The organism is Methylobacterium sp. 001424705 (assembly GCF_059816145.1).
In genome coordinates, this window is the sequence record NZ_JCBANU010000017.1 from 18,426 (window position 1) to 45,152 (window position 26,727).

Annotated in this window: 22 protein-coding genes and 2 tRNA genes; 12 read left to right on the forward strand and 12 right to left on the reverse strand. The window is 68.5% G+C overall.

The genetic code is table 11. The annotated features are described in order from the left end of the window. Window positions 1–558 precede the first annotated feature (558 nt). The 3 genes from AC6EUL_RS13850 to AC6EUL_RS13860 all read left to right on the forward strand — a co-directional run bounded on the left by AC6EUL_RS13850 (window position 559) and on the right by AC6EUL_RS13860 (window position 5,040). The gene (locus tag AC6EUL_RS13850) at window positions 559–1,542 is read left to right on the forward strand and encodes a DctP family TRAP transporter solute-binding subunit (RefSeq protein ID WP_499870733.1); all 984 of its coding nucleotides are present in this window, start codon (window positions 559–561) and stop codon (window positions 1,540–1,542) included. Between the two features lie 20 nt (window positions 1,543–1,562). After that, window positions 1,563–3,548: a methyl-accepting chemotaxis protein gene (locus tag AC6EUL_RS13855; protein ID WP_499870735.1), complete on the forward strand. Its 1,986-nt coding sequence runs from the start codon at window positions 1,563–1,565 to the stop codon at window positions 3,546–3,548. Between the two features lie 163 nt (window positions 3,549–3,711). Continuing rightward, on the forward strand, window positions 3,712–5,040 hold the full coding sequence (locus AC6EUL_RS13860; protein ID WP_499870737.1) for an alpha-amylase family protein: 1,329 nt from the start codon (window positions 3,712–3,714) through the stop codon (window positions 5,038–5,040). Between the two features lie 134 nt (window positions 5,041–5,174). Here AC6EUL_RS13860 and AC6EUL_RS13865 read toward each other — a convergent pair whose 3' ends face one another. After that, window positions 5,175–5,861 carry a tyrosine-type recombinase/integrase gene (locus AC6EUL_RS13865; protein ID WP_499870739.1) on the reverse strand — a complete coding sequence of 229 codons (687 nt, stop codon included), beginning with the start codon at window positions 5,859–5,861 and terminating at the stop codon, window positions 5,175–5,177. Between the two features lie 29 nt (window positions 5,862–5,890). On the opposite strand from AC6EUL_RS13865, the gene AC6EUL_RS13870 reads away from it, so the two are divergent. Then, entirely contained in the window at window positions 5,891–6,271 is a 381-nt protein-coding gene (locus AC6EUL_RS13870; RefSeq protein ID WP_499870741.1) for a DUF1476 domain-containing protein, read from the forward strand. A gap of 62 nt (window positions 6,272–6,333) precedes the next feature. Here AC6EUL_RS13870 and AC6EUL_RS13875 read toward each other — a convergent pair whose 3' ends face one another. Together AC6EUL_RS13875 and AC6EUL_RS13880 are read right to left on the reverse strand one after the other, a co-directional pair. Continuing rightward, a complete protein-coding gene (locus AC6EUL_RS13875) occupies window positions 6,334–6,987 on the reverse strand; it encodes a DUF7986 domain-containing protein (protein ID WP_499870743.1) in 654 nt (217 codons plus the stop codon). A gap of 133 nt (window positions 6,988–7,120) precedes the next feature. Next, window positions 7,121–7,210, reverse strand: a tRNA-Ser gene (locus AC6EUL_RS13880). 244 nt (window positions 7,211–7,454) lie between these two features. On the opposite strand from AC6EUL_RS13880, the gene AC6EUL_RS13885 reads away from it, so the two are divergent. The 6 genes from AC6EUL_RS13885 to AC6EUL_RS13910 all read left to right on the forward strand — a co-directional run bounded on the left by AC6EUL_RS13885 (window position 7,455) and on the right by AC6EUL_RS13910 (window position 11,188). Continuing rightward, on the forward strand, window positions 7,455–8,522 hold the full coding sequence (locus AC6EUL_RS13885; RefSeq protein ID WP_056212088.1) for an HD-GYP domain-containing protein: 1,068 nt from the start codon (window positions 7,455–7,457) through the stop codon (window positions 8,520–8,522). A gap of 214 nt (window positions 8,523–8,736) precedes the next feature. Continuing rightward, window positions 8,737–9,204 (forward strand): MarR family winged helix-turn-helix transcriptional regulator, encoded by a 468-nt coding sequence (locus AC6EUL_RS13890; RefSeq protein ID WP_056212085.1) that lies wholly within the window; start codon window positions 8,737–8,739, stop codon window positions 9,202–9,204. Between the two features lie 349 nt (window positions 9,205–9,553). Continuing rightward, a complete protein-coding gene (locus tag AC6EUL_RS13895; protein WP_056212083.1) occupies window positions 9,554–10,012 on the forward strand; it encodes an NUDIX hydrolase in 459 nt (152 codons plus the stop codon). A 159-nt stretch (window positions 10,013–10,171) separates the two neighbouring features. Beyond that, window positions 10,172–10,246: transfer RNA gene (locus AC6EUL_RS13900), tRNA-Thr, on the forward strand. Between the two features lie 264 nt (window positions 10,247–10,510). After that, on the forward strand, window positions 10,511–10,792 hold the full coding sequence (locus AC6EUL_RS13905; RefSeq protein WP_056382239.1) for a hypothetical protein: 282 nt from the start codon (window positions 10,511–10,513) through the stop codon (window positions 10,790–10,792). A 15-nt stretch (window positions 10,793–10,807) separates the two neighbouring features. After that, entirely contained in the window at window positions 10,808–11,188 is a 381-nt protein-coding gene (locus tag AC6EUL_RS13910; protein WP_056496726.1) for a UCP034077 family protein, read from the forward strand. A 69-nt stretch (window positions 11,189–11,257) separates the two neighbouring features. Here AC6EUL_RS13910 and AC6EUL_RS13915 read toward each other — a convergent pair whose 3' ends face one another. Continuing rightward, window positions 11,258–11,410 (reverse strand): hypothetical protein, encoded by a 153-nt coding sequence (locus AC6EUL_RS13915; RefSeq protein ID WP_156389780.1) that lies wholly within the window; start codon window positions 11,408–11,410, stop codon window positions 11,258–11,260. Window positions 11,411–11,932: 522 nt separating this feature from the next. On the opposite strand from AC6EUL_RS13915, the gene AC6EUL_RS13920 reads away from it, so the two are divergent. After that, window positions 11,933–13,588 (forward strand): acyl-CoA synthetase, encoded by a 1,656-nt coding sequence (locus AC6EUL_RS13920; RefSeq protein ID WP_056382244.1) that lies wholly within the window; start codon window positions 11,933–11,935, stop codon window positions 13,586–13,588. Window positions 13,589–13,616: 28 nt separating this feature from the next. On the opposite strand, the gene AC6EUL_RS13925 is transcribed toward AC6EUL_RS13920, so the two are convergent. The 8 genes from AC6EUL_RS13925 to AC6EUL_RS13960 all read right to left on the reverse strand — a co-directional run bounded on the left by AC6EUL_RS13925 (window position 13,617) and on the right by AC6EUL_RS13960 (window position 25,632). Next, window positions 13,617–16,592 carry an Eco57I restriction-modification methylase domain-containing protein gene (locus tag AC6EUL_RS13925; protein WP_499870748.1) on the reverse strand — a complete coding sequence of 992 codons (2,976 nt, stop codon included), beginning with the start codon at window positions 16,590–16,592 and terminating at the stop codon, window positions 13,617–13,619. A 436-nt stretch (window positions 16,593–17,028) separates the two neighbouring features. After that, a complete protein-coding gene (gene typA / locus AC6EUL_RS13930) occupies window positions 17,029–18,849 on the reverse strand; it encodes a translational GTPase TypA (RefSeq protein ID WP_056212074.1) in 1,821 nt (606 codons plus the stop codon). A gap of 157 nt (window positions 18,850–19,006) precedes the next feature. Beyond that, complete coding sequence (locus AC6EUL_RS13935) at window positions 19,007–20,335, reverse strand: MFS transporter (RefSeq protein WP_499870750.1); 1,329 nt, start codon at window positions 20,333–20,335, stop codon at window positions 19,007–19,009. Window positions 20,336–20,464: 129 nt separating this feature from the next. Continuing rightward, the gene (locus tag AC6EUL_RS13940) at window positions 20,465–21,991 is read right to left on the reverse strand and encodes a hypothetical protein (protein WP_499870752.1); all 1,527 of its coding nucleotides are present in this window, start codon (window positions 21,989–21,991) and stop codon (window positions 20,465–20,467) included. A gap of 96 nt (window positions 21,992–22,087) precedes the next feature. Further along, window positions 22,088–23,380, reverse strand: a complete 1,293-nt coding sequence (locus tag AC6EUL_RS13945) for an ArgE/DapE family deacylase (RefSeq protein ID WP_056382250.1) — start codon at window positions 23,378–23,380, stop codon at window positions 22,088–22,090. A gap of 52 nt (window positions 23,381–23,432) precedes the next feature. Next, a complete protein-coding gene (locus tag AC6EUL_RS13950) occupies window positions 23,433–23,771 on the reverse strand; it encodes a DUF3325 domain-containing protein (RefSeq protein WP_056212070.1) in 339 nt (112 codons plus the stop codon). Then, entirely contained in the window at window positions 23,768–25,297 is a 1,530-nt protein-coding gene (locus AC6EUL_RS13955; protein ID WP_056277527.1) for a PepSY-associated TM helix domain-containing protein, read from the reverse strand. The genes AC6EUL_RS13950 and AC6EUL_RS13955 overlap by 4 nt, the downstream gene beginning before the upstream one ends. After that, a complete protein-coding gene (locus tag AC6EUL_RS13960) occupies window positions 25,294–25,632 on the reverse strand; it encodes an iron transporter (RefSeq protein WP_499870755.1) in 339 nt (112 codons plus the stop codon). Before AC6EUL_RS13960 ends, AC6EUL_RS13955 begins: the two co-directional genes overlap by 4 nt. Before the next feature lie 437 nt (window positions 25,633–26,069). Here AC6EUL_RS13960 and minC point away from each other — a divergent pair, with 437 nt between their 5' ends. Then, on the forward strand, window positions 26,070–26,726 hold the full coding sequence (gene minC, locus AC6EUL_RS13965) for a septum site-determining protein MinC (protein WP_499870824.1): 657 nt from the start codon (window positions 26,070–26,072) through the stop codon (window positions 26,724–26,726). The last annotated feature ends 1 nt before the right edge of the window (window position 26,727 follow it).

The following is a 26,727-nucleotide window of genomic DNA, read 5'->3' on the forward strand; positions in this document are numbered from 1 at the left end:
GAGAGGTCGAGGGCTTCTCGCCCCGTGTCGCGCTCGAAATGCGCCCTCGGCCCAGGCGGCACGAACTCAATGCGGCGACGGCGGCAGAAGCCGGCCCTGATCGACATTCCACGCCCGAAGCATCTTGGCCTTGGGCCCAGTGAATCACCGCAAAGCGCAGCCATCGAGAGGATTACTCGGGCAGGCTTCCAGGTGGCAAAACTGTCCGCCTTTGGCCTCTGCCAAGTTATCCATCGATGAATGGTCCGAATGCATTTGAGGATCGCCTTTTTCCAAGAACAGGCATCCGCGCGCGCCGATCGTCTGGGTCGATGACATCCGTGTTGATGGTCGGATTCATGGCGGGCACTTCCCCGGGCGAAAGTTCCGCTGCCTGCCGCATGTAAGCCGCGTGTCGATCAGAGCAATCGCACTTCGAATGAGCAGGGCATAGAGCTTGCTGATTACATTTTGAGATGATTTCGAGTGTAGGGTGGGCTGGCTCGCTAACCTACGCTGTCAATGTTCTTTTAAGCGCAGGCGTTTAAGCGATGGGCGACTATCGCATAGGATACGCCGGTGCTTGGACGTCTCAGAGTTGCAGCGACGATCGTCGGGCTCTGCTCGATTTTGACCATCACGCAGGCGCAGGCGGAGGAGCGCGTCCTCAGGCTCGGCTTCCTCTTCGCCCAGAGTTCGCAGCTCGGAGCAGGTGCCGAGCGCTTCTCCAAGGAAGTCGCCAAGCGCACCGGCAACGCGTATCGCGTCGAGCTGTATCCGAACGGCGCGGTCGGTGGCGAAGTCGAGATGGCGGAGGAGCTCCGCCTCGGGCACCTCGATATGGCCTTCATCACGAGTGCGCCCTTCTCCAGCATCATCCCGGAATTCGGGATCTTCGACATCCCGTTCCTGTTTCGCGATGCGGGCCATGCCCACGCCGTCTTCGACGGCGCGGTCGGGCAGGATTACCTGAAGAGGTTCCAGCAAAAGGGCATGATCGCGCTCGCCTGGGGCGAGAACGGCATGCGCCACATCACCAACTCCAAGCACCCGGTCACCAATCCCGAGGACCTGAAAGGCCTCTCGATGCGGGTGCCGCAGTCGGACATCATGCTCACGGGCTTTCGAAGCCTCGGCGTGAAGGCGGAGCCGCTGGCCTTCCCGGCCCTCTACGGCGCCCTGCAATCCGGGCAGTTCGACGGGCAGGAGAACCCGATCGCGGTGATCTTGGCCTCCCATTTCAACAAGGTTCAGAAGCACCTGACCCTGAGCGGCCACGTTTACTCCTGGGCCGTCATGGTCATGTCGAAGACGGCCTGGGATTCCCTGGACCCTGCCGAACAGAAGGCCTTCACCGAGGCGGCCCGGGCCGCCGGCCAGGTGTCCCGCGAGGCGGCCGGGCGCGCCGAACGGGAGGGCGTGGACGAACTGCGCAAGGCCGGGATGAACGTGGTCGCCTCGGTCGATCGCGCCGCCTTCGAGCAGAGCCTGCAATCCGTGACCGCCGGATTCAGCGCCAAGTTCGGCGCCGAGACGATCCGCCAGATCAAGTCCATCCGCTGACGCTTTCGAGGCTCCCGCTCATGTTCACGCTCCGCCTCGACCGCCTCTCGGTCTCTCAGCGCATCCTGGCCGGCTTCGCCGTGGTGCTGCTGCTCCTCACCATCTCCGCCCTGACGACCTTCCGCAGCGTCAGCGTGCTCAACGCGGAGATCGAGAGCACCCGCTCCCGCATGCAGGCCGCCGAGGAGGCCAGCGCTTTCGAACTGCTCCTCAACGGGGTGCGGCGCCTGGTGCTCAACTACATGCGCACGGAACAGGGCGACATGCTGAGCGACCTGAAGACCGGTCTCGGCGCCCTGAGGGCTGACAGCGGCGGCCAACCCTCGGGCAGCCAGGATGCGGCGATCAGAAGTCGGGCCCTCGACTACGTCACCGGCACCGACGCACTCGTCGGCGCGATGCAGAAGCGGAAAGCCGCCCTCGGGGATCTGGTCAAGCTCGGTGCAGCGCTCTCCAACGCCGGTTACGCGATGGCGCAGCTTGCCGCGCAGGAACCGGGTCTCGCCGCCGCGACCTTCCGCGCCGACCGGGCCCTTCAGGCCGGCATGAGCGCGGTCTATCTTTTCCGCTCCAGCAACAATCCGGCGGATGCCAGCACAGCCACGGTCGAGTTCGGCCGCTACACCCGGGAACTCCTGGCCCTGTCCCGACTCGACGAAGCCGGCCTGCTTCAAGCCTCGCTCAAAGTCGCGAACGGGAAGGTCGCAGCCTTCAAGGCGGCCCTCGACGGTGTCCTGCAGGGCGCCGGCGAGGTCGAGGTGGCGTATCAGAACCTGAAGCAGACGGGCGACGCGTTGATCGGCCTGGGCAAGGAGACCCGTGAGCGGGCGGTCCGGGAACAGCAGCAGATCATGGCGGTGATGACCGCGGATGCCAGCCAGCTGAGCCAGCTTGTCATCGGGATCGGTGGCGTGGCCCTGGTGATCGGCGGGCTCCTCGCATGGCGTGTCGGCCGCGGCGTGTCCGGGCCGGTGGCGGCCATGACCGGCGCGATGCAGCGCCTGGCCGCCGGAGACCATGGCGTGGCTGTTCCGGGTTCTCAGCGGTCCGACGAGCTCGGTGCCATGGCGCGGGCCGTCCAGGTCTTCAAGGACGCACTCATCGCCAAGGAGCAGGCTGACGCCGCGGCAGCCGAGGAGGCGGATGCGAAGATGCGACGCGCCGACCATCTCGACGCCCTGACGAAGGCGTTCGAGGCGAATGTCTCCGTTCTCACGCAGGGTCTGGCCGGTGCTTCCACCGAGATGGAGGCCACGGCTCAGGGCATGGCAGGCACCGCGGAGCAGACGACCCGGCAATCCGGCACGGCGATGCGGGCCGCCGAACACACCTCCGCGAATGTGCAGACCGTCGCTGCGGCCACGGAGGAAATGTCCGCATCCATCCAGGAAATCACGCAGCAGGCCGGTCAGTCGGCCCGCATCGCGCAGCAGGCAGCTGATGAGGCTCGCCGCACGGACGGACTGGTCCGGCAACTCGCCAGTGCCGCCGAGCGGATCGAGACCGTCATCGCGATGATCAACAAGATCGCAGGGCACACGAACCTCCTGGCCCTGAATGCCACCATCGAGGCGGCTCGGGCAGGCGAGGCCGGACGGGGCTTTGCCGTGGTCGCGTCCGAGGTGAAGGAACTTGCCGGTCAAACCACGCGCGCGACGGAGGAGATCGCGGGGCAGATTGCGTCCATCCAGGGCGTCACCCAGGCCTCCGTCGCGGCCATCCAGGCCATCGGCAGCACGATCGGGCAGATGGCGGCGGCCTCGAACGCCATCGCGGCTGCCATGGAGCAGCAGGGCGCCGCGACCCAGGAGATTGCCCGAAACGTGCAGCAGGCGGCGAACGGGACCGGCCAGGTCGTCGGTAGCATCAACGATGTGCGCCTGGGCGCGGACTCGACGGGCAGTGCCGCGGCGCAGGTGCTCGGCGCCGCGCAGGAACTCTCCCATCATTCGGAGAGCCTCCGTCACGAGGTCGGAACGTTCCTGATGGCGGTGAAGGCGGCCTGAGGGCCCCCGAAGGCGTCGAACGTTCGAAAGCGTCACATCCGACCGGCTCTTTCGAATGCGACGATCGGTTCAACGCGAACTTGTGAAGGGCGAACACTGCTCGGATGTGGACCGCCGACCCGAGCGGCGGGTTTCCATGCAACTCCTGAACTAAGGCGGTGCCGTGCCCGATTGGCTGGAACACACGATCTGGTGGCAGGTCTTCCCGCTCGGCTTCGTCGGAGCCGAATCCGAGACCGTCGAGGGCGCTCCCGTCGTGCATCGCCTGGGCCATGTCCAGGCCTGGCTCGACTATGCCGTCGAGCTTGGCGCCACGGGGCTGGCCCTCGGACCGGTCTTCGCCGCCTCGACCCATGGCTACGACACGATCGACCCCTTCCGGGTCGATCCGCGGCTCGGCGACGAGGCGGATCTCGTCGCCTTGATCGAGGCCGCCCATGCGCGGGGCCTGCGCGTGCTTCTCGACGGCGTCTTCAACCATGTCGGCCGCGACCATCCCGCCTTCGCCGAGGTTCTGGCGCAAGGGCCGCAGGCGCCCAGGGCCGCGTGGTTTCGGCTGTCCTGGCCCCGGGGCACCGATCCGGGCACGGCGCCGGACTACGCCTGCTTCGAGGGACACCGGCAGCTCGTGACGTTGAACCACGACGCACCCGCCGTAGCCGATTACGTCGTCTCCGTCATGACGCATTGGCTCGCCCTGGGGGTGGATGGCTGGCGCCTCGATGCGGCCTACGCCGTGCCCCGGCGCTTCTGGTCCGACGTCCTGGCGCGTGTGCGGTCGGTCCATCCGGACGCCTACCTCGTCGGCGAGGTCATCCACGGGGATTATGCCGCCATCGTGCGCGACACTGGCCTGGATGCGGTGACCCAGTACGAGCTCTGGAAAGCCATCTGGAGCGCCCTCAACGACCGCAACCTGTTCGAACTGGCCCATGCGCTCGACCGCCACAACGGCTTCCTCGACGCCTTCGTGCCGCTGACCTTCGTGGGCAACCACGACGTCACGCGGATCGCGAGCCGCCTCGCCGACGAGCGCCACCTCCCCCAGGCCCTCGCGATCCTGCTGGTCTGCGGCGGCACACCCTCGATCTATGCGGGCGACGAGCAGGCCTTCCGCGGCGTGAAGGAGGAGCGTGTCGGCGGGGACGATGCGATCCGGCCGGCTTTCCCGGACACGCTTGAGGGGCTCGCCCCCTATGGCTGGCCGATCTACCGTCTGCACCAGACCCTGATCGCCCTGCGGCACCGGCATCCCTGGCTGCACCGCGCCCGCACGCGGACGCTCCACCTGACCAACGAACAGCTCGTGCTCGCGGTGGGTGGCGGAACCCAGCACCTCCTCCTCGCCCTGAACCTCGCCGAGGCCGGCCTGCTCCTGCCGGCGCCGAATGCGCGCATCGTCGAGGCCGGGGAGGCGTCGCTGGCAGCGCCCGGAACGCCGGATGCGCGGGTGAGCCTCGGCCCCCATGGCTGGGCCGTCCTGGCGATTTGATCTTTGCCGTTCGACAGCCTGGCGTCGCCCAGGACCGGGGGGAACGTGTCGTGAGCACAAAAGAATCCCTCTCGACCCAGAGGGATTCCCGAGGACATCGCGTCCTTCGCGAGGATGACGGTTCGCTGCCAGCGTCAGCGTTCGGCGCGGTCAGCGGCTCGAAGGCGCGTGTCGCGCGACAGCATGCGAAGCTCCCTGTTCCCGCTGGTCGCCCCGACGTCAGCCATGCCGAGTCCGCCCTCGAACAGGCCCGTGACGGCCGCGTGTCGGAGTTCGTGGAGGCGATGGTCGTTGCTGCCCGCGCGCTCGCGCAGGCGCATCCAGGTCTGCTCAGGGCCACCCACGCGCATCGGGAAGAGGCGTTCCGTCGGAAGGGAACGTTCGGCTCGGAGTGTCAGGAGGGCGCTCACGGCACGCGGCGCCAGCGGAACGTGACGCGTGTCGCCGTCCTTGGTCAGAGCGCGGGGTGCAACGCGCTGAACCAGGTCTACGTCGCACCAACGGAGCGACAGACGTTCGCCTCGGCGCTTCGCCGTCGCGATGGCGACGAGGCTCAGCGACTGGAAGCCGGGTGTGCGTAAGACAACGGCACAGAGGCGCCGAAGAGCAATCCATCGGACGAAGACGGATCGGTTCAGGGCAGCGGTTTTGCCTGATCGGACCTTCGTAGCGGCGTTCGATAGGAAGACGACGTGCTTCGCTGCAGCCAAGCTCAGGCCAGCAGGCCTCGGTACGAGCGAGTGCCCCTGCTGAATAAACCCGTTGTACGCAAGAGGCTTCGGAGTAGGATCAGGAGAAGATCGGTTCTGCGATAGCCTCAATCAGCCATTCGATAATCTGGAGACGCCCCGTGTCCAAGCTGTTTGAAGAACGGGAACGCGCAGCAGAAATGCTTTTTGTTCGTGCGGAAGAAGCGCGATTTATGATGCACTGCCAAGGGGTTAGATCGCTGGCAGCCTATGCGGCACAAAAGCTTGGTATCGATGGGCAGGGTGCAGGTGCATATGCCCAAGAGTTACTGGGCGCATCGGTGCAGGGCCTGCGAGGCGACGCCTTGGTGGAGCGCGTGCAGGCGGACTTAGCGTCGAATGGCATCATCGTGGACCTCGCTGAGCTCCGCCGAGAACTTGCGCGGTCGACCGCCCAAGGCATCTACGACGTTGGTCCTGCAGCCAGAGGAGAGGCACCACCGCATTCATCCAGAGCAGGGGTTAACCCCTCACCGAGATAAGTCACAGCCAAGCCGGCGCTGGATACAGAACGATCGCTGCTTCGCTGCCGTGGAAGAGTGAGTCAGACGCCGGCAATATCGTCGGGGTCATTTGGAGCAGCACGCGCGATTGCCTCACCGTAGAACGCCGCTGCCAGAGAACGGCGGACCGGAAGAGGCTGCCCTCTTGATGCAGCACCAGCGCAGAACTCAATGAGTTCAGGGTCGGGCATGACCACGATCCCGAAGCCGGCGTGGAACGGGCCGGCGTCGAACACGCGCATGGCTATGGCGAGCCCCTCAGGAGCCGACGCTTCGAGACCTTCATCGACCAACCAGAGCCGCCGCCCCGCGACGAGTAAGTCGTCTAACCAAACCCCTGCAGCGTCGTGCCAGCCCGTAACCTGGAATATCGAGAACGAAGCCGCAGCCATCCGTCGAGCGATCTCGTGGTCGCCGAGATCCAGATGGACAGCCCCGTCCTGGAGGAACCAGTCGTAGACGCGCCTACCGCGCTGATTCGGCTCCATGAGGGCGATGTCGCACAGCATGTCGAACACTGTGCCATCGTCGCGCTGCTTTTGGTCCCACAGATCGAGGTGCTTGGCCGCCCGATCGAAGTCAGGCTTGCGGCAGCAGCTCACGGCTTGGCGGAGCACAGACTGGATCGAAGCTCGGATGAGGTAATACTGCGCGAGGACGGCCTCGCGGGATGCAATGGACTGCGTTCCGTCCACACGGGTTCTCCACGCGCCTGACGGCAGCGTGCCGTGAGCGTGGCCTGACGTCTACCGGCAGCGGGTGCAGCGAAAAGCGGAGACATCAGCCGCTCAGCGATCGTGCTTCCGTCACTGAGATTGTTGATTGAAATGGCGGAGAGGGGGGGATTCGAACCCCCGATGCCCTTGCAGGCATGCCGCATTTCGAGTGCGGTGCATTCAACCGCTCTGCCACCTCTCCGCGAAGGCGCCTCGATGAGACGGGCGGTCACTAGCACGAGTGCTCCGGCTTTCACAAGCGGGGATCGCGGGAAAGCGTGACCGAGGAGAAGACGAGGGAGCCGGCGGTGTCGCGGTTCGGATGCGCCGGGGTCTTCAGCGTTGCTTAACCGGGGCGGTGCGACGGTCTGCGGGACGCGAATCGGAAACCCGTCGGCGACGCCTTGGACGCCGTACGGGGATTGACAGGATCGGGAAGCCCAGGGATGGCATCGGACGCCGCCACTGCCGTGATCGCCGTCCTGGCCGGCTCCGCGCCCCTGCATCTCATCCGCGTCCTGGCCCCCCTCGGCTGCGTGATCCGCCCCGTCAGCGGCCTGCCCCAGGATCTCGCGACCGATCGCGGCCCTCTGCCGGCCTGCGACCTGATCGTCGTCGAGGCGGGCGCCCAGGAGTCCTGCGCAGTGCTCGCGCTGATCGCACGGGTGCGCGGCCTGGGGGCGCAGGCTCGGACGCCCATCCTGCTGATCGCGGCCGACGATGCGCCACCGGTCCGGCGCGCGGCCGCGGCCGCCGGGGCCACCGATCTCATGGCGTATCCGGTCGATCCCTTCGATCTGCGAACCCGGGTCGGCAACCTGATCGAACTCGCCCTCGCCCGCCGGGCCGCCGAGCACCAGGGCCGGCTGGCGGCACACACCGTCGAGCGGGCCGTCGTCGAGGCCGCAGCCCGGGAGCGGGAGATCATCCGCCGCCTGATGCTGGCCGCGGAGTTCCGCGACGACCAGGCGGGGGGCCACCTGACCCGCGTCGCCGGCTGCGCCATCGCGATCGCCGAGGGCCTCGGCCTCCCGGAGCAGGAGGCGAACGACATCGCCTTCGCGTCGACCATGCACGACATCGGCAAGATCAGCATCCCGGACCATATCCTGATGAAGCCGGGCGCCCTCACCGAGGCCGAGCGCGAGGAGATGAAGCAGCATGCCCTACGGGGCTACCGCATGCTCCACGACAGCCCGTCCCACTTGCTGCAGCTCGCCTCCGACATCGCCCTCACCCATCACGAGCGCTGGGACGGCGAAGGCTACCCCCAGGGCCTGAGGAACACCGAGATTCCCCTGGCCGGCCGGATCATCGCGGTGGCCGACGTGTTCGACGCCCTCATCTCCGAGCGGGTCTACAAGAAGGCCTGGTCCCTGGAGCGGGCTCGCCAGCACATCGAGGCACAGGCCGGGACGCATTTCGATCCCGACTGCGTCGCCGCCTTCGTCTCGCGGTGGACCGACATTGTCGGCCTGATCGCGGAGCATCCGCCCGAGAACGCGGCCGCCTGACCCCGGCCGGACGCCGCGGATCCCGGCTCAGCCGGCGAGACATCACCGGATCCGGAGGGCGACAGAAGGCCGGGATCCTGTTACCGCTGCGGCGAAACAGGCATATACTAGAGGCATCTACGTCCGCTATCCTCGATTGTCCGCAGGGGCGGTCCCCGTCGTCTTGCTGGGACGCCGCGGTCGCGGGCTTCGGGATTTCAGTGGCATGGCATGCATGATGGACGCTTCCCGCGAGACAACCGCGCCCCTCACCGATCCGCTGCTCCTCGACAACCAGCTCTGCTACGCCCTCTACGCGGCCGCCCACCGGATGACGAAGTCCTACCGCCCGATGCTGGAGCGGATGGGCCTGACCTACCCGCAATACCTCGTCCTCCTGGTGCTGTGGGAGACCGACGGCATCACGGTTTCGGAGATCGGGCGGCGCCTGCGCCTGGATTCCGGCACCCTGACCCCTGTCCTGAAACGCCTGGAGGTGGCGGGCTTCCTCGTCCGGAGCCGACGGCGCTCCGATGAGCGCGAGGTCGAGATCGCGCTCACGCCGCGCGGACAGGGGCTCCGGGCCGAGGCGGCCGCCGTGCGAGAATCCGTGATGTGCCAGCTCAACATGTCGGAGCCGGAGGTGCAGGCCATGCGGGCCGACCTGAACGCCCTGATCGAGAACCTCAGTGCGGCCGGGTAACGGACCAGAGCGCCGGCCCCGCACCCCGCCGAGCCGCCGAGCCCGGCTTCGGACGCCGCCGCTCCCTGGAAGGCCGGTAATTTTGCCGGGTAAGTTTTTCTTGAACCGAACGGGACAGGGCCGCTAAGGCGGTGCTGTCGAGCGCGCGATGCCGCGGACAAGCCCTCGTTCACAACCTGTGCGGGATTGAGCGTATCGTGGATTCCCACCGACCGGTTCAGCAGGCCATCACGACCCCGTCCCGGGTTCCGGCAAACGAATTCCCCGGGCCGTGCCCGTCGATCGCTGGCGTGTCCGGGCCAGGACGCATCAGGGTCGAACTTGCCGGTCGGTCCGGCGTTTCCGACCGATGAGTGCGCATGCGGGCGAAGCGGATCTGGCCCCGCGACGGCAGGTTGGTGTTCTGCCGTTCCGGCGAATGCCCGATGGCGGCTTCATGATCATGCTCATCACCTCGCGGGAGAGCCGGCGCTGGGTGATCCCGAAGGGCTGGCCGATGAAGGGGCGCAAGCCCTACGACGCCGCCGCCCGGGAAGCCTACGAGGAGGCCGGCCTCCTCGGCACCGTCGGCAAGCGTCCCCTCGGCTTCTACCTCTACGAGAAGCGCCTGAAGAGCCGCGATGCGGTCCTGTGCCAGGTGAAGGTGTTTCCCCTTGAGGTGCGCAAGCAGCTCAAGCACTGGCCGGAGCGCCATCAGCGCGAGGATCGCTGGTTCAAGCCGTCCGAGGCGGCCGACGCCGTGGCGGAGGCGGGGCTCGCCGCGATCATCCGTGCCGCCTGCAAGCGGGAAACCGGCGCCCTCGCCTGAGACGGGCGGGCGACGTCCCCGCCGCGCCCGTGGGAATTCGGCCACCGACCCGAGAGAAACCGACACAATTCGCTGCGATGCGATTGCCAAGGGGATGATGATCGGCTAATTGCCCGTCCGTCCGGTTCGCACGGCCCTCGCCGCAACCCAGGACGTTTAGCTGCTGTAGCTCAGTGGTAGAGCACCTCATTGGTAATGAGGAGGTCGACAGTTCAATCCTGTCCAGCAGCACCATTATTCTCCAACAAAAACAGCGCGTTCGGGGTGATGGTGCCGACTGCCGCCCGGTCCGGCTTTTTGTCTGGGCAGCACGCGGGCGGTCCAGGTTCGGAACGCGGTTTTCGCACCCTTGCGTCAGCCGCCCGCACGCCCCGTACGACCCTGCTATCGGCCGTTCGAAGCCCCCCCGACCGGCAGCGGACGGCGAAAGCGGACACGGGGCGAAGCAGGGTGTAGGACCGTGCATGGGTCTGGAACCGCCGGCCTCGGAGCATTCCCATGAAACGCGCGACCCTATCGCTGATGGCCATCAGCCTGTTCATGGCGGCGCATGCGAGCGCGCAGAGCCTTCAGCCTCCATCCGATGGCCCGAGCACGCGCGAAGCGCCACGCACGAAGCGTGAGCGTGATCTCGGCCTGGACGGGAAGCCACGCGGGCAAAGAGAACTGTCGGCTCCGGACCGGGACGGGTACTCCACCGAGGAGCCCGATGACGAGGAGGACGACGATCTCGGGGAGGCCCTCCGTGGGGCTCAGCCCGCCGAGCCGCAGGCCCGTTGATCGTCTGCGGACCGCATGCGCTCTCCGATCCTCGCCCTGGTACTGGCCGTCGCGATCACTCCCGCCGCCCGCGCTGAGCCGGCATCGACCCTGGCCGGGCTGTGGCAGGCACTCGGCTCGTGTTCGCAGTCGGTGGGGGGCCCGGCAGGCTCGGCCGGCTCAGAGGTCACGGTGCTGCTCAGCATCAGGCGTGATGGCAGCCTCCAGGGGCAACCGCGGATCACGCACGCGAAGCTTACGGGCGACGATGCGGCTCAGAAAGAGTTCCTCGCTGGCGTACTCGGGGGCATCGCGCGGTGTTTCCCGCTCTCGATCACGGACGGTCTCGGCGGTGCCGTCGCGGGGCGCCCCCTTCGCCTGAGGGTCATGAACCGAGCGAGGGAGCGCGGCGCCTGAAACGTTGCCGCATGCACAAGCTTTGCCGACAGCCGCTAAGAGAAGCCGGGCGATGATATCGTAACCATGTCACGCCGCGCATATCGCTATGGAAATCGCCTGCCGCATTGCGGCAGCCTGGGCAGCAAGTCTGGACTGCGGAAGATGCTTCGATACGGCCTCCGGCAGCGGGAGGGCGAAATGGGAAGCGACGTTGAGGCCGATGTCGTGATCGGCTTTCATGCCGCAGCGTATCCGGCATTCGCCAGATCCGAAGCAAAGCGTTCTGAGCGAAACGCAGACGCGCAGGATCCATCTGCCTTACGGTCGCTCGGAGCAGCGCATTCGTGTGGCAGCCCGTCAGCTCCCGCGGATCGTCATGTCCGCGCCGTCGGCAGCTCACTACCCTGCGTCGCCTGGATGTGCGCGTTCAGGAGGTTGTCCGTCCGGTCCGAACCGAGGACGCTGGAATCGCGGCGGAGGGTCTGCTCTCCCGCACGATGGCCGTGTCCCTGCTCCCGAACGGGCTCGGGCAGACCCAGCCGCGCCTCGTTTCCCTCGCGGGGGACACCCTTCCCCTGGGCACCGCGTCGCCGATCCGCTCCGGCGGCCGGGAGGTCGCCTACCACCTGAGACAGGGCGCCGCTGCCGCAGCCGCCGCCCGTTCGGGCCTGCGTCGCCACGCAAGGCCCCTTGTGGGCGATGATCCGGGGCGATTTGTCGGAACGCCGCGACGGGGTACTCTCTCGCCAGGGAGATACGCCGATGACCGCCTCAACGACGGCCGCCAGGGCCGCGCCATCGATCTATGACCGGGACCTCGACCGGAACCCGGCGAATTACCAGCCGCTGACGCCCCTGAGCTACCTCGACCGGTCGGCGCGGGTCTTCCCGGATCACTGTGCGGTGATCCACGGCCCCCTGCGGCGCAGCTATGCCGAGCTCTACGCGCGCTGCCGCCGCCTCGGGGCGGCCCTCGCGGCACGCGGCATCGGGCGCGGCGACACCGTCGCGGTCGTCCTTGCCAACACGCCCGAGATGATCGAGGTCCATTACGGGGTGCCGATGACCGGCGCCGTGCTGAACACCCTGAACACCCGCCTGGACGCCGCCGGTCTCGCCTTCTGCCTCGACCACGGCGAGGCCAAGGTGCTGATCACCGACCGGGAATTCTCGAAGGTTGTGGCCCCGGCGCTGGCCCAGGCCCGGGTCAAGCCCCTGGTGATCGACGTCGACGATCCGGAATTCACCGGCCCCGGCACGGCGGTCGGCAGCCTCGGCTACGAGGCCCTGCTGACGGAGGGCGACCCGGCCTGGGACTGGGCGATGCCCGGCGACGAGTGGGACGCGATCTCGCTGAACTACACGTCGGGCACCACCGGCGACCCGAAGGGCGTGGTCTACCACCATCGCGGCGCCGCCCTGCTCTGCCTCGGCAACGTCATCACGGGCAACCTCGGGCAGCACCCGGTCTATCTCTGGACCCTGCCGATGTTCCACTGCAACGGCTGGTGCTTTCCCTGGACCCTCTCGGTGGTCGCCGGCACCCATGTCTGCCTGCGCCAGGTCCGGGCCGGCGCGCTCTTTGCGGCATTGGCCGAGCACGGCGTCACGCATCTGTGCGGCGCGCCGATCGTGATGCAACTCCTCTTGAACGCGCCCGCGGCGGAGCGCCGCCCCCTGCCCCGGCGGGTCGCCTTCCTGACGGCGGCCGCGCCGCCGCCCCAGGCGGTTCTCGGCGCCATGGGGGCCGCCGGCTTCGACGTCACCCACCTGTACGGTCTCACCGAGACCTACGGCCCGGCCGTGGTGAATGCCTGGCACCGGGACTGGGACGCCCTCGACGACGAGGTCCGCGCCGCCAGGATGGCGCGCCAGGGCGTGCGCTATCCCGTGCTCGAGGGCTTCGACATCCGCGATCCCGAGACCTGCGAATCCGTGCCCGCCGACGGCGAGACGATGGGCGAGGCGATGTTCCGCGGCAACGTGGTGATGCGCGGCTACCTGAAGAACCCGAGGGCGACGCAGGCCGCCTTCGCGGGCGGCTGGTTCCGCTCCGGCGACCTCGGGGTCAAGCATCCGGACGGCTACATCCAGCTCAAGGATCGTTCGAAGGACATCATCATCTCGGGCGGTGAGAACATCTCCTCCATCGAGGTGGAGGACGCCCTGTTCCGCCACCCCGCCGTCTCCGCCGCCGCGGTCGTGGCCCGCCCCGACGCGAAGTGGGGTGAGACCCCGATGGCGTTCGTCGAGCTGAAGCCCGATGCCACCGTGGAGGCCGACGTCCTCATCGCCTGGTGCCGCGAGCGGCTGGCCGGCTACAAGCTCCCGCGCCACATCGTGTTCGGAGAGTTGCCGAAGACCTCGACCGGCAAGGTGCAGAAGTACCTGCTGCGGGAACGGGCGAAGGAGACGTGAGCGGGCGACGGCCCCGCCCGTCGCCCGCTCACGGTGGGGCCGCGAACCTGCGATGGACCAGAGCCGCTTCATCCGTCGTCAGGCTGTAGAGCGTCTCGATCGTCCGATCGAGATTGGAGCGAACCTCTCGGAAGCGCTCGATCGCCTCCGCCCGGACCTTCACGCTCGGACTGGCATTGAGGCGCGCACCCAGCTGCATCAGGTGTCCGACCTGGGCGACGATCGCAGCGTGCGTCCGCGCCTCGCCGGCATCTCCGAGGTCGAGCAACTTGATCGGCAGGGCGGCGAGTTCGTTCGTTCCGACATTGTTGTTGGAGCTGGTCAGCTGGAATCGCCATTGCAGCAGCCGGCTGTTCAGGCAGGCGAGGATGTATTCCGGGGACAGATCGCAGGTCGGTGCGACGACGACCGCGTTGGTCGAATCGGCGAAGTACCAGCCCGGCTCCGAGAGGGTCGCGACGATCCGATGCCGCTCGTCGACGCCGGTGATCCTCTGGGTCGCGATGCGCCGGACGCCGACGGCATCCGGCGTGATGTGGGCCTGCTCGTAGCGCGCACGGTCGAACCATTCGACGCGCCCCTGGCTCAGGGTGCGATGGATCGCGTAGGCGGAGACCTCCACGCCCTTCAGGAGCCTGCTGTGTCGGGGATCGTCCGTGATGTAGGCGCGGTAGATCGTCTGGTTGATCTCGCCGCGGGCGATCCGAATCCCCGCGATTCCGTCGAGGCGCGCGACCGAGTTCGCCTGATGCAGCTTCTTGGCCAGCTCCCATGAGGCCTGATCGGTGATCGGGATCGGCAGGCCCAGGGGATCGATGGCCGCCAGTTCGCTCCGTCGCATCGTAACGTCCCGGGAGGGATCGTCGAACGACGCCCGGGGATAGACGTGGAGGCTGATGCGCGGGTTGTGCTTGCGCCGGGACGGCGGGCGCTTGCGGCCTCCGACGACCACCGTCGACAGCTTGGCATCGTAGAAGACGCGATGCTGGCGGATGTCCTTCTGGGGAAAGGCCCGCGCGTTCAGCTCGTCGACCTGATCCAGGACCGCGAGGCGCGTCGTCTTGCAGCTGAAGTCGGCGAGCAGCGCCATGGGCACGATCATGCCCAGGGAACCGTTGTGCCTGACGAGCTGCAGGCTCTGGATCAGGAAGAACCGGAACAGGTTCAGCTTGCCGCCCTTCGCGGCGTCCAGTCGGTCCGTCCGGGCGAGGTAGGCGCGGAAGACGTCGTGGGGCCAGGAGGCCGCGCCGCGCTCCTTCTCGATGACGTCGTAGGGCGGATTGCCGATGACCGCGTCGAACCAGCCGCGGGCACGGACCTCCGGAAACGATAGCTCCCAGGAGAACGGTTTCGCCTCGGTGATCCGCAGACCGGCCGGCAGAAGCGTGTAGGCATCCTGTCCGACGAGGCTGTTTCCGACATGGATGTTGCCGGTCAGGTCCGGAAGAAACGTCTCGTTCGGGAACAGTACCCTCTGCCGCCCCAGGGTGGATTGGGTCTCGCCCTCGAGGATCTTGAGATAGATCGACATCTCCGAGACTTCGGTGGCCTGGCGATCGATATCGACGCCGAAGATACAATCCTTGGCGATGCGCTTCTTCAGCTCGCTGGTCAGCTTCAGGTCGCCATGGGCGTCGAGATAGACGGATTTGCCGTCCCGCTTGTCCACGTTGAGATGGTAATAGTGGATATGCGCCTGAAAGAGCTTTTCCAGTGCACGGATCAGGAAGGTTCCGGACCCGCAGGCCGGATCGAGGATCCGGATGCGACGCATCTGTTCCGGCGTCTTACCGTCGAGGAGCGGCGCCAGGGCGCCGTCGACGATGTGGGCGACGATGTGCTCGGGCGTGTAGAAGACGCCGCCCTGCTTCCGGATCTCGGGCTTCGGGGTGACGTTCCCCTGTTCGTCGATGACCGAACCGAGGAAGCGCTCGTAGACCGACCCCAGGATCTCGATCGGCAGGGTGCTGAAGAGATAGGGCGACTCGTCACCGGCCAGATGATCGATGAAATCGGCGAGCCATCGGTCATCGACCACGCAGGACTCGACGAAGTGAGCCGGCGCTCCGGCCCGTCCATAGAGCCCGCCGTTGAAGGCCGCCCGCATGTTCGCCTGGTTGCCGACGATCACGGTCCACAGCTCGCCCTTCCGGCGTCCGTGCCGTTCCCAGAGCGACAACGCCTGCCGGAGCGTCTGGAAGGTATCGATATCGCGGTCCTCGCAGACCCTCTGAAAGATGAGGCGATCGAGGATCACCTGGACGGCCTCGTTGATCGACTCCACGTCCCAGTGCAGGGCTGCGTTGTGCTGGATCAGGGACTTGGCCAGCCGGGCGCGCTCGCCTTCGAGGTATTGCAGGAAATCGGTATCGACGGCCCGGTTGCGGTCCGGCTTAATCAGCCAGAGTTGACGGTCGGTCCGGGAGGTGACCTTGGGCAGGTTCTGGATGAAGGCTTCCAGGGAACCGGCCGCGACGGCTTGCCGTGACAGCAGGTCCCAGATCTTGGGCGCCGCATCCCGGTAATCCTGGTAGCAGAGGCGCCAGCCCGGCACGACGCTGAACGGCTTCTCCCGACTCGGCTTCCCCCCGACGACGAACAGGTTCAACTCGTCGAAATTCGTCGTCAGGCCGATCCAGAGACGCAGGTTGTAGACGTAGTTCTGCAGCTGGAACCGGTGGTTCTCCAGCTTCTCGGGAAACTTCTTCGCCTCGCAGACGAAGCGATCGAACCCGCCGATCCGGAAGACGTAATCCGCCTTGCCGTTGATGACGCCGTCATAGGCCCTGTACTCGACCCGCACGTCGCGCATGAAGGGCGGGTCGTCCTTCGTGTTCCTGACGTCCCAGCCCAGCGCCTCGAAGAATGGATCGAGGTACTCGTTCCGCAGCGAGTACTCGTCCAGCCCCTTGCGATACTCCGGACGATACTTCGCGAAGCGCTGGCACAACCGGTCCAGGACGACGAGAAACTGATCGAACTCGCGGCCTCGCTGCAGGTCCATCCGAAACACTCCAACGCTTGCGCATCCATCTCGACCGCGTGTTCCGGCGTCATCCGATCGCCGGACCGGCACCGGGGCGAAGACGGACAGGCCCGGCCGCCTGCCGGGCTTCCCCGCACGGCGTTGCGGAGCACCACAGCGCGGGCGCCCGCGACTCGCGTCCGAACGGACCGGGCAGACCCGAAGAGGCCGGTCTCCGACCGGGGCGGGATCGAGGTCGTCGCAGGGGCCACCTGGGGAAGGCTGCAGGGCGGGGGCGATCGAAAGCGGGAACGCTGAACATGATCAAACCTAACGTTGGTAATAAATATATTCTAGGTATTGTTTTGCGATCCTGAGGCGCCGCCGAGGGCGCGAGAGGCGGGACGGAAAAACGAAAAAAGGCCGGGCTTTCGCCCGGCCTCCCGTCATCGGTGCTTGAGAAGGGTGTGCGTGCTTAGGCGACGCCGCCCGAGCGCTCGAAGCGCTTGCGCTCATTGGGGTCGAGGTAGGTCTTGCGCAGGCGGATCGACTTCGGCGTGACCTCCATCAGCTCGTCGTCCTGGATCCAGGCGAGCGAGCGCTCCAGGGTCATGCGGATCGGCGGCGTCAGGCGCACGGCCTCGTCCTTCGAGGTGGTGCGGATGTTGGTGAGCTTCTTACCCTTGAGCACGTTCACCTCGAGATCGTTCTCGCGGTTGTGCTCACCGATGATCATGCCCTGGTAAACCTTGGCGCCGGGCTCGATCATCATCGGGCCGCGATCCTCGAGATTCCACATGGCGTAGGCCACGGCCTCGCCCTTGTCGTTGGAGATCAGCACGCCGTTGCGGCGGCCGGGCATCTCGCCCTTGTAGGGCTCGTAGGCCTTGAACAGACGGTTCATGATCGCGGTGCCGCGCGTATCGGTCATGAGCTCACCCTGGTAGCCGATGAGGCCACGGGTGGGCGCATGGAAGACGAGGCGCAGGCGGGAGCCGCCCGACGGCTTCATCTCAATCATCTCGGCCTTGCGCTCGGACATCTTCTGCACGACGACGCCGGAATACTCCTCGTCGACGTCGACCACGACCTCCTCGACCGGCTCGAGGACGTTGTCGTTCTCGTCCTTGGAGAGCACCACGCGGGGACGCGAGACGGCGATCTCGAAGCCCTCGCGGCGCATGGTCTCGATCAGGATGGCGAGCTGGAGTTCGCCGCGGCCCGAGACGAAGAACGAATCCTTGTCGGCCGCCTCCTCGATCTTGAGCGTGACGTTGCCCTCGGCCTCCTTGAACAGGCGGTCGCGGATCATGCGGCTCGTGACCTTATCGCCCTCGGTTCCGGCCAGCGGCGAATCATTGACGATGAAGGACATGGTGACGGTGGGCGGATCGATCGGCTGGGCCTGGATCGGGGTCTCGACCTGCGGATCGCAGAAGGTGTCGGCCACGGTGCCCTTCACGAGGCCCGCGATGGAGACGATGTCGCCGGCCTCGCCCACATCGATGGGCGCGCGCTCCAGGCCGCGGAAGGCCAGGATCTTCGAGACGCGACCGGTCTCCACGAGCTTGCCCGTGCGGTCCATGACCTTGATGGCCTGGTTCGGCTTCACGGTGCCGGACGCGATGCGGCCGGTGATGATGCGGCCGAGGAACGGGTTGGCCTCCAGCAGGGTGCCGAGCATCCGGAACGGACCCTCCTCGACCTTGGCCTGGGGCACGTGTTCGAGCACGAGGTCGAACAGCGGGGCGAGGCCCTCGCTCTGGTCGCCGTCGGGCGCCGTCGCCATCCAGCCGGCGCGGCCGGACCCGTAGAGGATCGGGAAGTCGAGCTGCTCGTCGGTGGCGTCCAAGGCCGCGAAGAGGTCGAACACCTCGTTCACCACTTCGGTGATGCGGGCGTCCGGACGGTCGACCTTGTTGATCGCCACGATCGGCTTCAGGCCGATCTTGAGGGCCTTGCCGACCACGAACTTGGTCTGGGGCATCGGGCCCTCGGCCGCGTCGACGAGCACGATCACGCCGTCGACCATCGAGAGGATGCGCTCCACCTCGCCGCCGAAATCGGCGTGGCCGGGGGTGTCCACGACGTTGACGCGGGTGTCCTTCCAGACGACCGAGGTCGCCTTGGCCAGGATGGTGATGCCGCGCTCCTTCTCGAGATCGTTCGAGTCCATGGCGCGTTCCTCGACGCGCTGGTTCTCGCGGAACGATCCGGACTGCGACAGCAGCTTGTCGACGAGCGTCGTCTTGCCGTGGTCGACGTGGGCGATGATGGCGATGTTGCGAAGCTTCATAGGGTATCCGGAAGCGAGAAGAGCCCGTCACGCGACGGGCCGCAGGAATGCGGCCGGCTGCGCCGGGTCACGGGATCGAGCTATCGCGTCGCAATATAAGGTGTGAGGCTCCGGGGCAAGGGGCGACCGCCGTCGGACCAAGCATGCCCCACCCCCGTCAGGCGCGGGCGGCCTCCAGGCGCAGGGCCCGGACCCGGTAGCGGCCGAGCGCGGTGACGCACACGAACGAAATCGCCGCGAGCGTGGTACCGAAGGCGGCGATGGGCCACCAATGGCCCTGGAAGCGCTCGGCCAGGAGGGTGCCGACGATCGGGGTTAGGCCGCCCGCGATCGCGCCGCAGACCTGGTAAGCGACGGAGATCGCCGTGTAGCGCACCCGCGTGGGGAAGGCGCCGGCCACGTAGCCGGCGATGACCGCGTAGAAGGTGGCGCTGCCGAGCACGTTGAGGGCGAGGCCGAGCATCAGGGCGGGGACGGAGCCGAGATCGACCAGGAGGAACAGGGGATAGGGCGCCAGCATCGCCCAGATCAGGGTGCCCTGGAGGAACAGGCGCTCGTTGCGAATCGCCTCGGCGATCCGCGCGCCCACCGGCGTCATCACGAACTGGACGCAGGCCGCCACCAGCAGCGCGTCGAGGATCGTCGCCCGGGGCAGGCCGAGATACTGGGTCGTGTAGGTGATCATGAAGGTGTTGAAGAGGTAGACCGATCCGATCGCGAAGGTGTTGGCGCCCGCCGCCAGGGCGAGCGGCGTCAGGCTGGTGATCAGAACCTCGCGGATCGGGGCCTGGGCCGGGGCGGCCGTCCGGCTCGCGGCGTCTCGATCCTCCTGGAAGTCGGGTGATTCGCCGACGCCGAGGCGGATGAAAAGGCCCACGAAGAGCAGCACGACGCTGACGAGGAAGGGCAGGCGCCAGCCCCAGGCGAGGAAGCTCTCCCTGTCCATCAGCCCGGCGAGGCGGAAGGCCAGCAGCGACAGGATCTGCCCGGCCGGGCTGCCGAGCTGGGCGAAGGAGGCGAAGAAGGTCGAGCGTCCCTTCGGGGCATGCTCGGCGGCGAGCAGCACCGCCCCGCCCCACTCGCCGCCGACCGCGATGCCCTGCAGGATGCGCAGGACCACGAGGGCGATGGGCGCCCAGATGCCGATGCTGGCATAGGTCGGCAGCAGACCGATGCCGGTGGTGGCCAGGCCCATCATCACCAGGGTGACCACCAGCGCCTTCTTGCGCCCGAGCCGGTCACCGACATGCCCGAAGACCAGCCCGCCGAGGGGCCGGGCGAAGAAGCCGACCGCGAAGGTGCCGAAGGCCGCCAGGGTCGCCACGAAGGGCGTCGCCTCGGCGAAGAACAGCGGCCCGAACACCAGGGCGGCGGCCGTGCCGTAGATGAAGAAGTCGTACCACTCGATCGTGGTGCCCACGAAAGCCGCGACGGCGGCCCGGGCCGGCTGGCTCGGCGCCGACTCTGGCATCGAAGGTTCGGACATGCGGTGGTCTCCCGGGCGATCGAGCGGGGCGGAGGGACGGTCCAGCAAGCCCCGGACCGCACCGCACGCGATGGGGCACACGGTCGAGCCCGATGCCCCGCTCCAACCGATACGCGCCGGGCCCGGCCGCTACTTCGCCGCCACCGGCCGCACGGACCAGGTGGCCCAGTAGACGGGGCGGCCGAACACGCTGGACGCGTTCGCGCCGCCCGGCCCCGGCGCGAGCCGGTCGAGCCAGGTCAGGAAGCCGGCCTTGGCGCGGTAGTTCGTCGGGGTCGCGAGGTTGCCGTACCGGTCCGTCATCCAGAAATGCTGGCCGCGTCCGAAACGGCCCGACCCGTCGCCGCCCGAGCGCAGGCCGAGATAGGCGGTGGAGCGCATGATCGCCTGCGGCTCCGAGAACCAGGTCAGGCCCGCGAGCGAGCCCGGCGCGAGGTCGGCGGTGTACTGCACGCAGATGTCGGCCACGGGACCGTCCATGGTGTTGGCGGGGCGGTTGCAGCGATAGGCCGCCACCCAGCGGTCCATGTCCCGGGCCTTGGCCACCCGCACCAGGCTCTGGGCCGGCAGCGGCTCGGCGACGGTCCGGGCCGGCGACCAGACGCGGTCGGCCGTGAGATCCCGGCTGGTGCGCAGGTAGAGGCCCATTCGCCGGTTCGCCGCCGGCTCGTTGCAGTCCGAGGGCAGCACGTCGGTGTAGTAGTAGTGGTAGACTTGATCGACCACGCTGATCGCGCCGACCAGATCGGTGCGGTCGAAGCCCTGCCCGGCGCAGTTGCCGATGAGCGCCGCCCCGGTCTCGTCGAGGACGGCGCTGGGGCTCGGCGCCTCGGGCGTCCGCGACCGGCCGCGGCGGGAGCGTGCTTCCGGACGGTCCCCGCCGAACGGCGTCCAGACCGTGCCCGCCTCCGTGCGGCCGCGGATGTCGAAGCTGGCGAAGTCCAGCGTGCGGGCCTGGAGCAGCGCGTGCCGGTTGCCGGCCTCGGTGGGCACCGCCGCGAGGAAGAACACGTAGCTGTAGGCATCCCCGCCCCAGGCGCGCCCCGCCACCGTCATCGGATGCCGGGCCGCGATGCCTTCGCCGGCCGGCTCGGGCGCCGGTGCCGGTGCGGGTTCGGCCCGGCGACGGCCGCGACGGCGTCCGCGCTCCTGGGCGCCGGCGCCCTCCTGGCTGCGGGCGACTTCGCGGGCCATTTCCCACAGGCGCCCCTGGGTCGGCGGCATCGTGGTGGCGAGTTGCTCCGGCATCGCCCCGGAGCGGACCGAGCCGCCGTCGAGGGGGTCGGTGGCACGGCGCGGCGCGCAGGCCCCGTCCGCAGCGCCGCGCCGGGATTTCTTGGCGATCAGGGGCGTCTCGGCCTGGTATACGGCCTGGAGCGGTCCGGTGCCGGGCGTCGTGCGGATCACCTGCACGCCGCTGGCGGATTCACAGGCCGGGGGCGCGAAGAACACCCCTTCGGCCTCGCTCCCCCGGCAGATCTCCAGGGTGCCGCCGCCGGTGACGTAGCAACTCGTATCGGTGGTCTGCGCGCCGGCAGGGCTTGCCGCGAACCCCAGGAGAAGCGGCAGAAACGCCGACGGGACGAGCCGCGGGCGAGCCGGCTGACGGGGAGCGCCGGAGGGCGCAGCGAGGGGGAAGGTCCGCGGATGTGTCACGGTGGAGAGGGTTAGCGTAGCCCCGCGGTTCGACAAGGCTTCGCCGGGGCGCCATCCACACCGTCGGTCCTCACATTTCCGCGCAGGGTCGCCGGGTCAGCCAGCGTCCCGGGCCTCCGTCCCGCACCACTCGGCGATGAACAGGGCCATCGCGGTGGTGATCCGCTGCACGGAGGCGAGGCTGACGCGCTCGTCGAAGCCGTGGATGTTCTGGCTGATCGGGCCGTAGCAGAGCGCCGGCACCCGGTCGTAGAGGGCGTAGACCCGGGTATCGAGATAGCTCGGCGACATGAAGCTCTGCAGGTCCGCGCCGGTCGCGGTCCGGTGTGCCCGGCCAAGTGCCGCCTCGGCCTCCGATCCCTCCGCCAGGGCGTAGCCCTCGGCGAAGAAGCCGTCGAAGCTGACGCGGGGCGGCGTGTTCGACAGGAAGGCGTCGTCCCGGGCGAAATCGCCGATCGCCTGCTCCACCGCGCGGGCGGCCTCCGCCGCCGAAACGCCCGGATAGAGGGCGATGCGGCAGTCGATCCGGCACCAGGCCGGCACCGAGGAGGCCCAATCGCCGCCCGCGATCCGGCCGACATTGAGGTTGATGGCGTCGGGCTGGTCGGCGAAGTGGGGATGGGCCGCCTTCTCGGCGTTCCAGCGCGCCTCGAGGGCCCGCAGGGCGCCGATCACCCGATAGGTGGCGTCGATGGCGTTGGCGCCGGCGCCCATCTCGCGGACATGGACCGGACGGCCGCGGACCTCGACGGTGAACCACAGCACCCCGACATTGGCGCGCACGAGTTTCTCGTCTTCGGGCTCGGGGACCAGCACGGCATCGGCGCGGTAGCCGCGCAGATGGGTCATCAGGGCGCCGTTGCCGGTGGATTCCTCCTCGACCACGGATTGCAGGGTGACGGTGGCCGCGGGCTGAAGGCCGATCCGGGCCAGCGCGTCGAGAGCGAACAGGTTGGCGGCGTGGCCCGCCTTCATGTCGGCCGCCCCCCTCCCGTACATCCAGTCGCCGTCGATGACGGGCTCGAAGGGCGGATGGGTCCAGAGATCCGCGGGGCCGGGCGGTACCACGTCGACATGGGCCTGGAGGATCAGCGAGCGCCCGGTCTCGGCCCGCGGCCGATGGATGCCCACGACGAGGGGCGCCTGCGAATGCGCCTCCGACATCGCCGCCCCGCCCGGATGGGCGGCAAGGGCGGCCCCGTCCATGGTGAAGCGGTCGATGGCATAGCCGCGGGCGCGGAAGGCCCGGAAGACGAAATCCTGGATCGCGTGCTCCGCGCCCCGCGTCGACCCGAACCGCACCAGGGCCTGGGTGTGGGCGACCTGCTCGGGAAATCCTGCCGCGACGGCCTCGGCGATGCGGGCGGCAAGAGCGGGATCGAGGGGCATCGGCGCTCCGGCGCTGGCGAGGGGTGCGGCCAGGATAGCGGTGCCGGCCGGTTCAGGCGAGCAGCGCCGCCGCCAGCGCCACGGGCAGGGCAAGCAGGGCCGCCGGGCGGATCCAGGCCGGGCGGTAGGACACCAGCCCGACCACCAGGAGCGCCGCGCCGGTGAGCGAGCCGATCCACTGCACAGGGCCGAAATTCCAGTCCGAGGTGACCACGGCGGCCGCGAAGGAGGCCGCGATGGCGGCCCAGCCGGCGAGCCGCAGCGCCCCGGCGCGGGTCCGCGTCTGGCTGCGCCCGGCGATGGCCCGGTGGTGGCGGTCCATGGCGAGGCAGAGGGCCGCCAGCCCGGCGAAGCTGAGGGCGAGGTTGAGGGCGATGGAGAGCGGCGTCATGCTTCCGCGAAACCTTCGGGCACCCGGGCCGGACCGGGGCGTGCGGCCTGCCGGCGCGCCTCGTAGTCGGAAACCTTGCGCGCCCCGAGGGCCAGGGCGAGGCCCAGCCCCAGCATGGCGGCGTCGAAGGCCAGGAAATCCAGGCCGCGATCCGTGGTCAGCGCGCCGACCACCGGCACGGCGCCGAACAGGAAGCCGGCGGCGAGGCCCAGCTCGGTCCAGGCCCTGCGGTGCGGGCGAAGCAGGGACACGAAGGCAGCCAGCGCCCAGGCACCGAAGAAGACGCTTCCCTCCCAGGTCGCCCGGTGGGCGAGGTCGACGGGCAGCAGCCGGTTGCCGAGGAGAAACGCCGCCATGCCGATGGGCAGGCCGAGGATCGTCCCGAGGTTGAGGCCGCGCACCAGGCGCAGGCCGAAGCCCGGCGCCTCGCCCGCCTTCGGCGCCCGGGCGACGGTCCAGAGGACGAGGCCCGTGGCGATGGTGGCCGAGCCGAGCAGCCCGCAGAGGAAGAACAGTGCCCGCAGGGCCGTGCTGGCGAAATGCGCCTCGTGCAGGCCCATGAAGCTGGTGAAGACCTGGGCGGCCGGCTTCAAGGGCTCGACCCGCTCGACGACGGTCCCGGAGGTGGCGTCGAAGGCGATCTGCGGATGCTGGTGGGCGAGGCCGTGGGGCTCCTCGAAGACGGCGACCACGGTGGCGTTGGCATCGCCCGGATTGTTGACGATGACCATCTCAAGGGGTTCCGACACCTCGCCCTGGGCCCGGGCCAGCAGCGGCGCCAGCGGCACGGCCTCGCCGGGTCGGCCGGCGGCCGGGCGCCAGGTCGTGGTCTGGGCCGCCTCGACGTAGAAGCGCAGGTCGTCGCCCTTATAGGCCGCCGTCACGCCCCAGGGCATGTACATCACGCCGAGGGTCACGATCCCCGTATAGGTGATCATCAGGTGGAACGGCAGGGCGAGGACGCCGGTGACGTTGTGGGCGTCGAGCCAGCCGCGCTGGGCCGACTTGTCCCGCCGGAAGGTGAAGAAATCGGCGAAGATGCGCCGATGCGTGACGATGCCGGAGATCAGGGCGATGAGAAGAATCATCGCCGCGGCGCCGACGATCCAGCGGCCGAGGACCGGCATCATCTGGAGCTCGTAATGAAAGCGATAGAAGAAGTCGCCGCCCTGGGTGTCGCGTGCCTTGGTGGGCGCGCCGGTCTCGACGTCGAGCATGGCCTGCCCGAGGGGAGCCTCCAGGCTGTCCATCCAGTAGACGGCGATCATCGGCCGGTCCGGCTGCGGCACGGAGACGTACCAGGCCATGGCCTTCGGCGCATGGGCCTTCAGGTAGGCAACGCCGCGCTCGGCGGCCGGAACCGGATCGGAGGGACCGGCGTGCAACTCCGGGCGCATCCAGAGCGAGAGGTCTGCGCGGTAATAGGTGGCGGTGCCGGTGACGAACACGGCGAACATCACCCACCCGGTGACGAGCCCGGCCCAGGTGTGGAGCCAGGCCATCGACTGGCGAAATCCCTGTCTCATGCGGGCGGTCCCATCGCGACGCCGTCGAGGGCCAGCCAGAGGCCGAGGCCCACCAGCGCGATCGGAAGCCCGAGGCCCAGAGCGGCGCGCAGCAGGGTCCGGGCGGCGAAGACCCAGATCACGGCGCCGGCCAGGATGGCGAAGCTGATTAGGGTCGCGGTGGCCACCGCCTCGGAGCGCACCATCGGCAGGGTCAGCGACAGGAACGCCGTCGCGAGCCCGGCCAGGGCGTATCCGCCGAAGGCCGCCAGCCCCACGCGTGCCGCCACCACGGAGCGGTAGCGGCAGCCACGTCGCAAGCGGGCCCTGTCGAGGGGACCGGAAATCTCCGTCACGGGCAAACCCTTCGAGACTTACACGGGCGAGACCGGTGCGGAGACAGGCCCCGCAACGGCAGGCAAGATCGGCAATCCCGGCCGGGACAAAACGCCGACCGAGTCCCCAACGCGTGAGGATCACCCCCGCTATAGCGATCCTGGTCTTGGGCTCGCAAACCCTATGTTATGGAATCATTCCAATTCGACTTTGGGATGCTGCGTCGCGCCTGCGGCAACGTCGCGGTTCGCGCGCCGGCGTGACGGCGCGCAGGACGGTGGCGGCGCGCGGAATTCGTGTTGACGGGCCGCAGGTCGCGCCCTGTGCAACCGGACCGCGGGTTAGGATAAGGTGACGGCGAGCGTCCGCTTCCCGCCCATACCGCCCGAGAACAAGACACCCGATCGTGACCGCAAGCTCCCCCCGTCCCCCGATCCGCTTCCGCGGCCGCTCGTTCATGGCCCTGGTGCTCGCCCCGGTGCTGCCCGTCTCGGACTGGCTCGACGAGCTCGACGCGCTGGCCCGGCGCTCGCCGGCCTTCTTCGTGGGTCGCCCCGTCATCCTCGACGTGGCCGGGCTCGGGCTCGAGCGGGAGGCCCTCGTCGCCCTGGTGACCGACCTCGCCGCCCGCGACGTGGCCGTGATGGGCATCGAGGGGGCCGATCCGGGCCAGCTCGGGGCCGGCCTGCCCCCGCCCCCGGCGGGCGGGCGCCCGGTCGATGCGGTCCCGACCCCGGAAGCGACGGCGGATGCCGCGCCGGTCGTGCCGTCCGCGCCGGCTCCGTTCCGCTCGCTGATCCTCGATGCGCCCGTCCGCTCCGGGCAGACGATCCTGCACCTGGAGGGCGACATCACCGTGATGGGCTCTGTGGCCTCCGGGGCCGAGGTGATCGCGGGCGGCTCGCTCCACGTCTACGGCGCCCTGCGCGGCCGGGCGATCGCAGGGGCGGCCGGCAACCCGGAGGCGCGCATCACCTGCCGCCGGTTCGAGCCGGAACTCATCGCCATCGACGGGCTCTACCGCACCGCCGACGACCTCGGCCCGGTCCAGCGCGGGTTGCCCGCCCAGGTCCGTCTCGAGGGCGACGCCATCAAGGTGGCCGGTCTGGACTAGG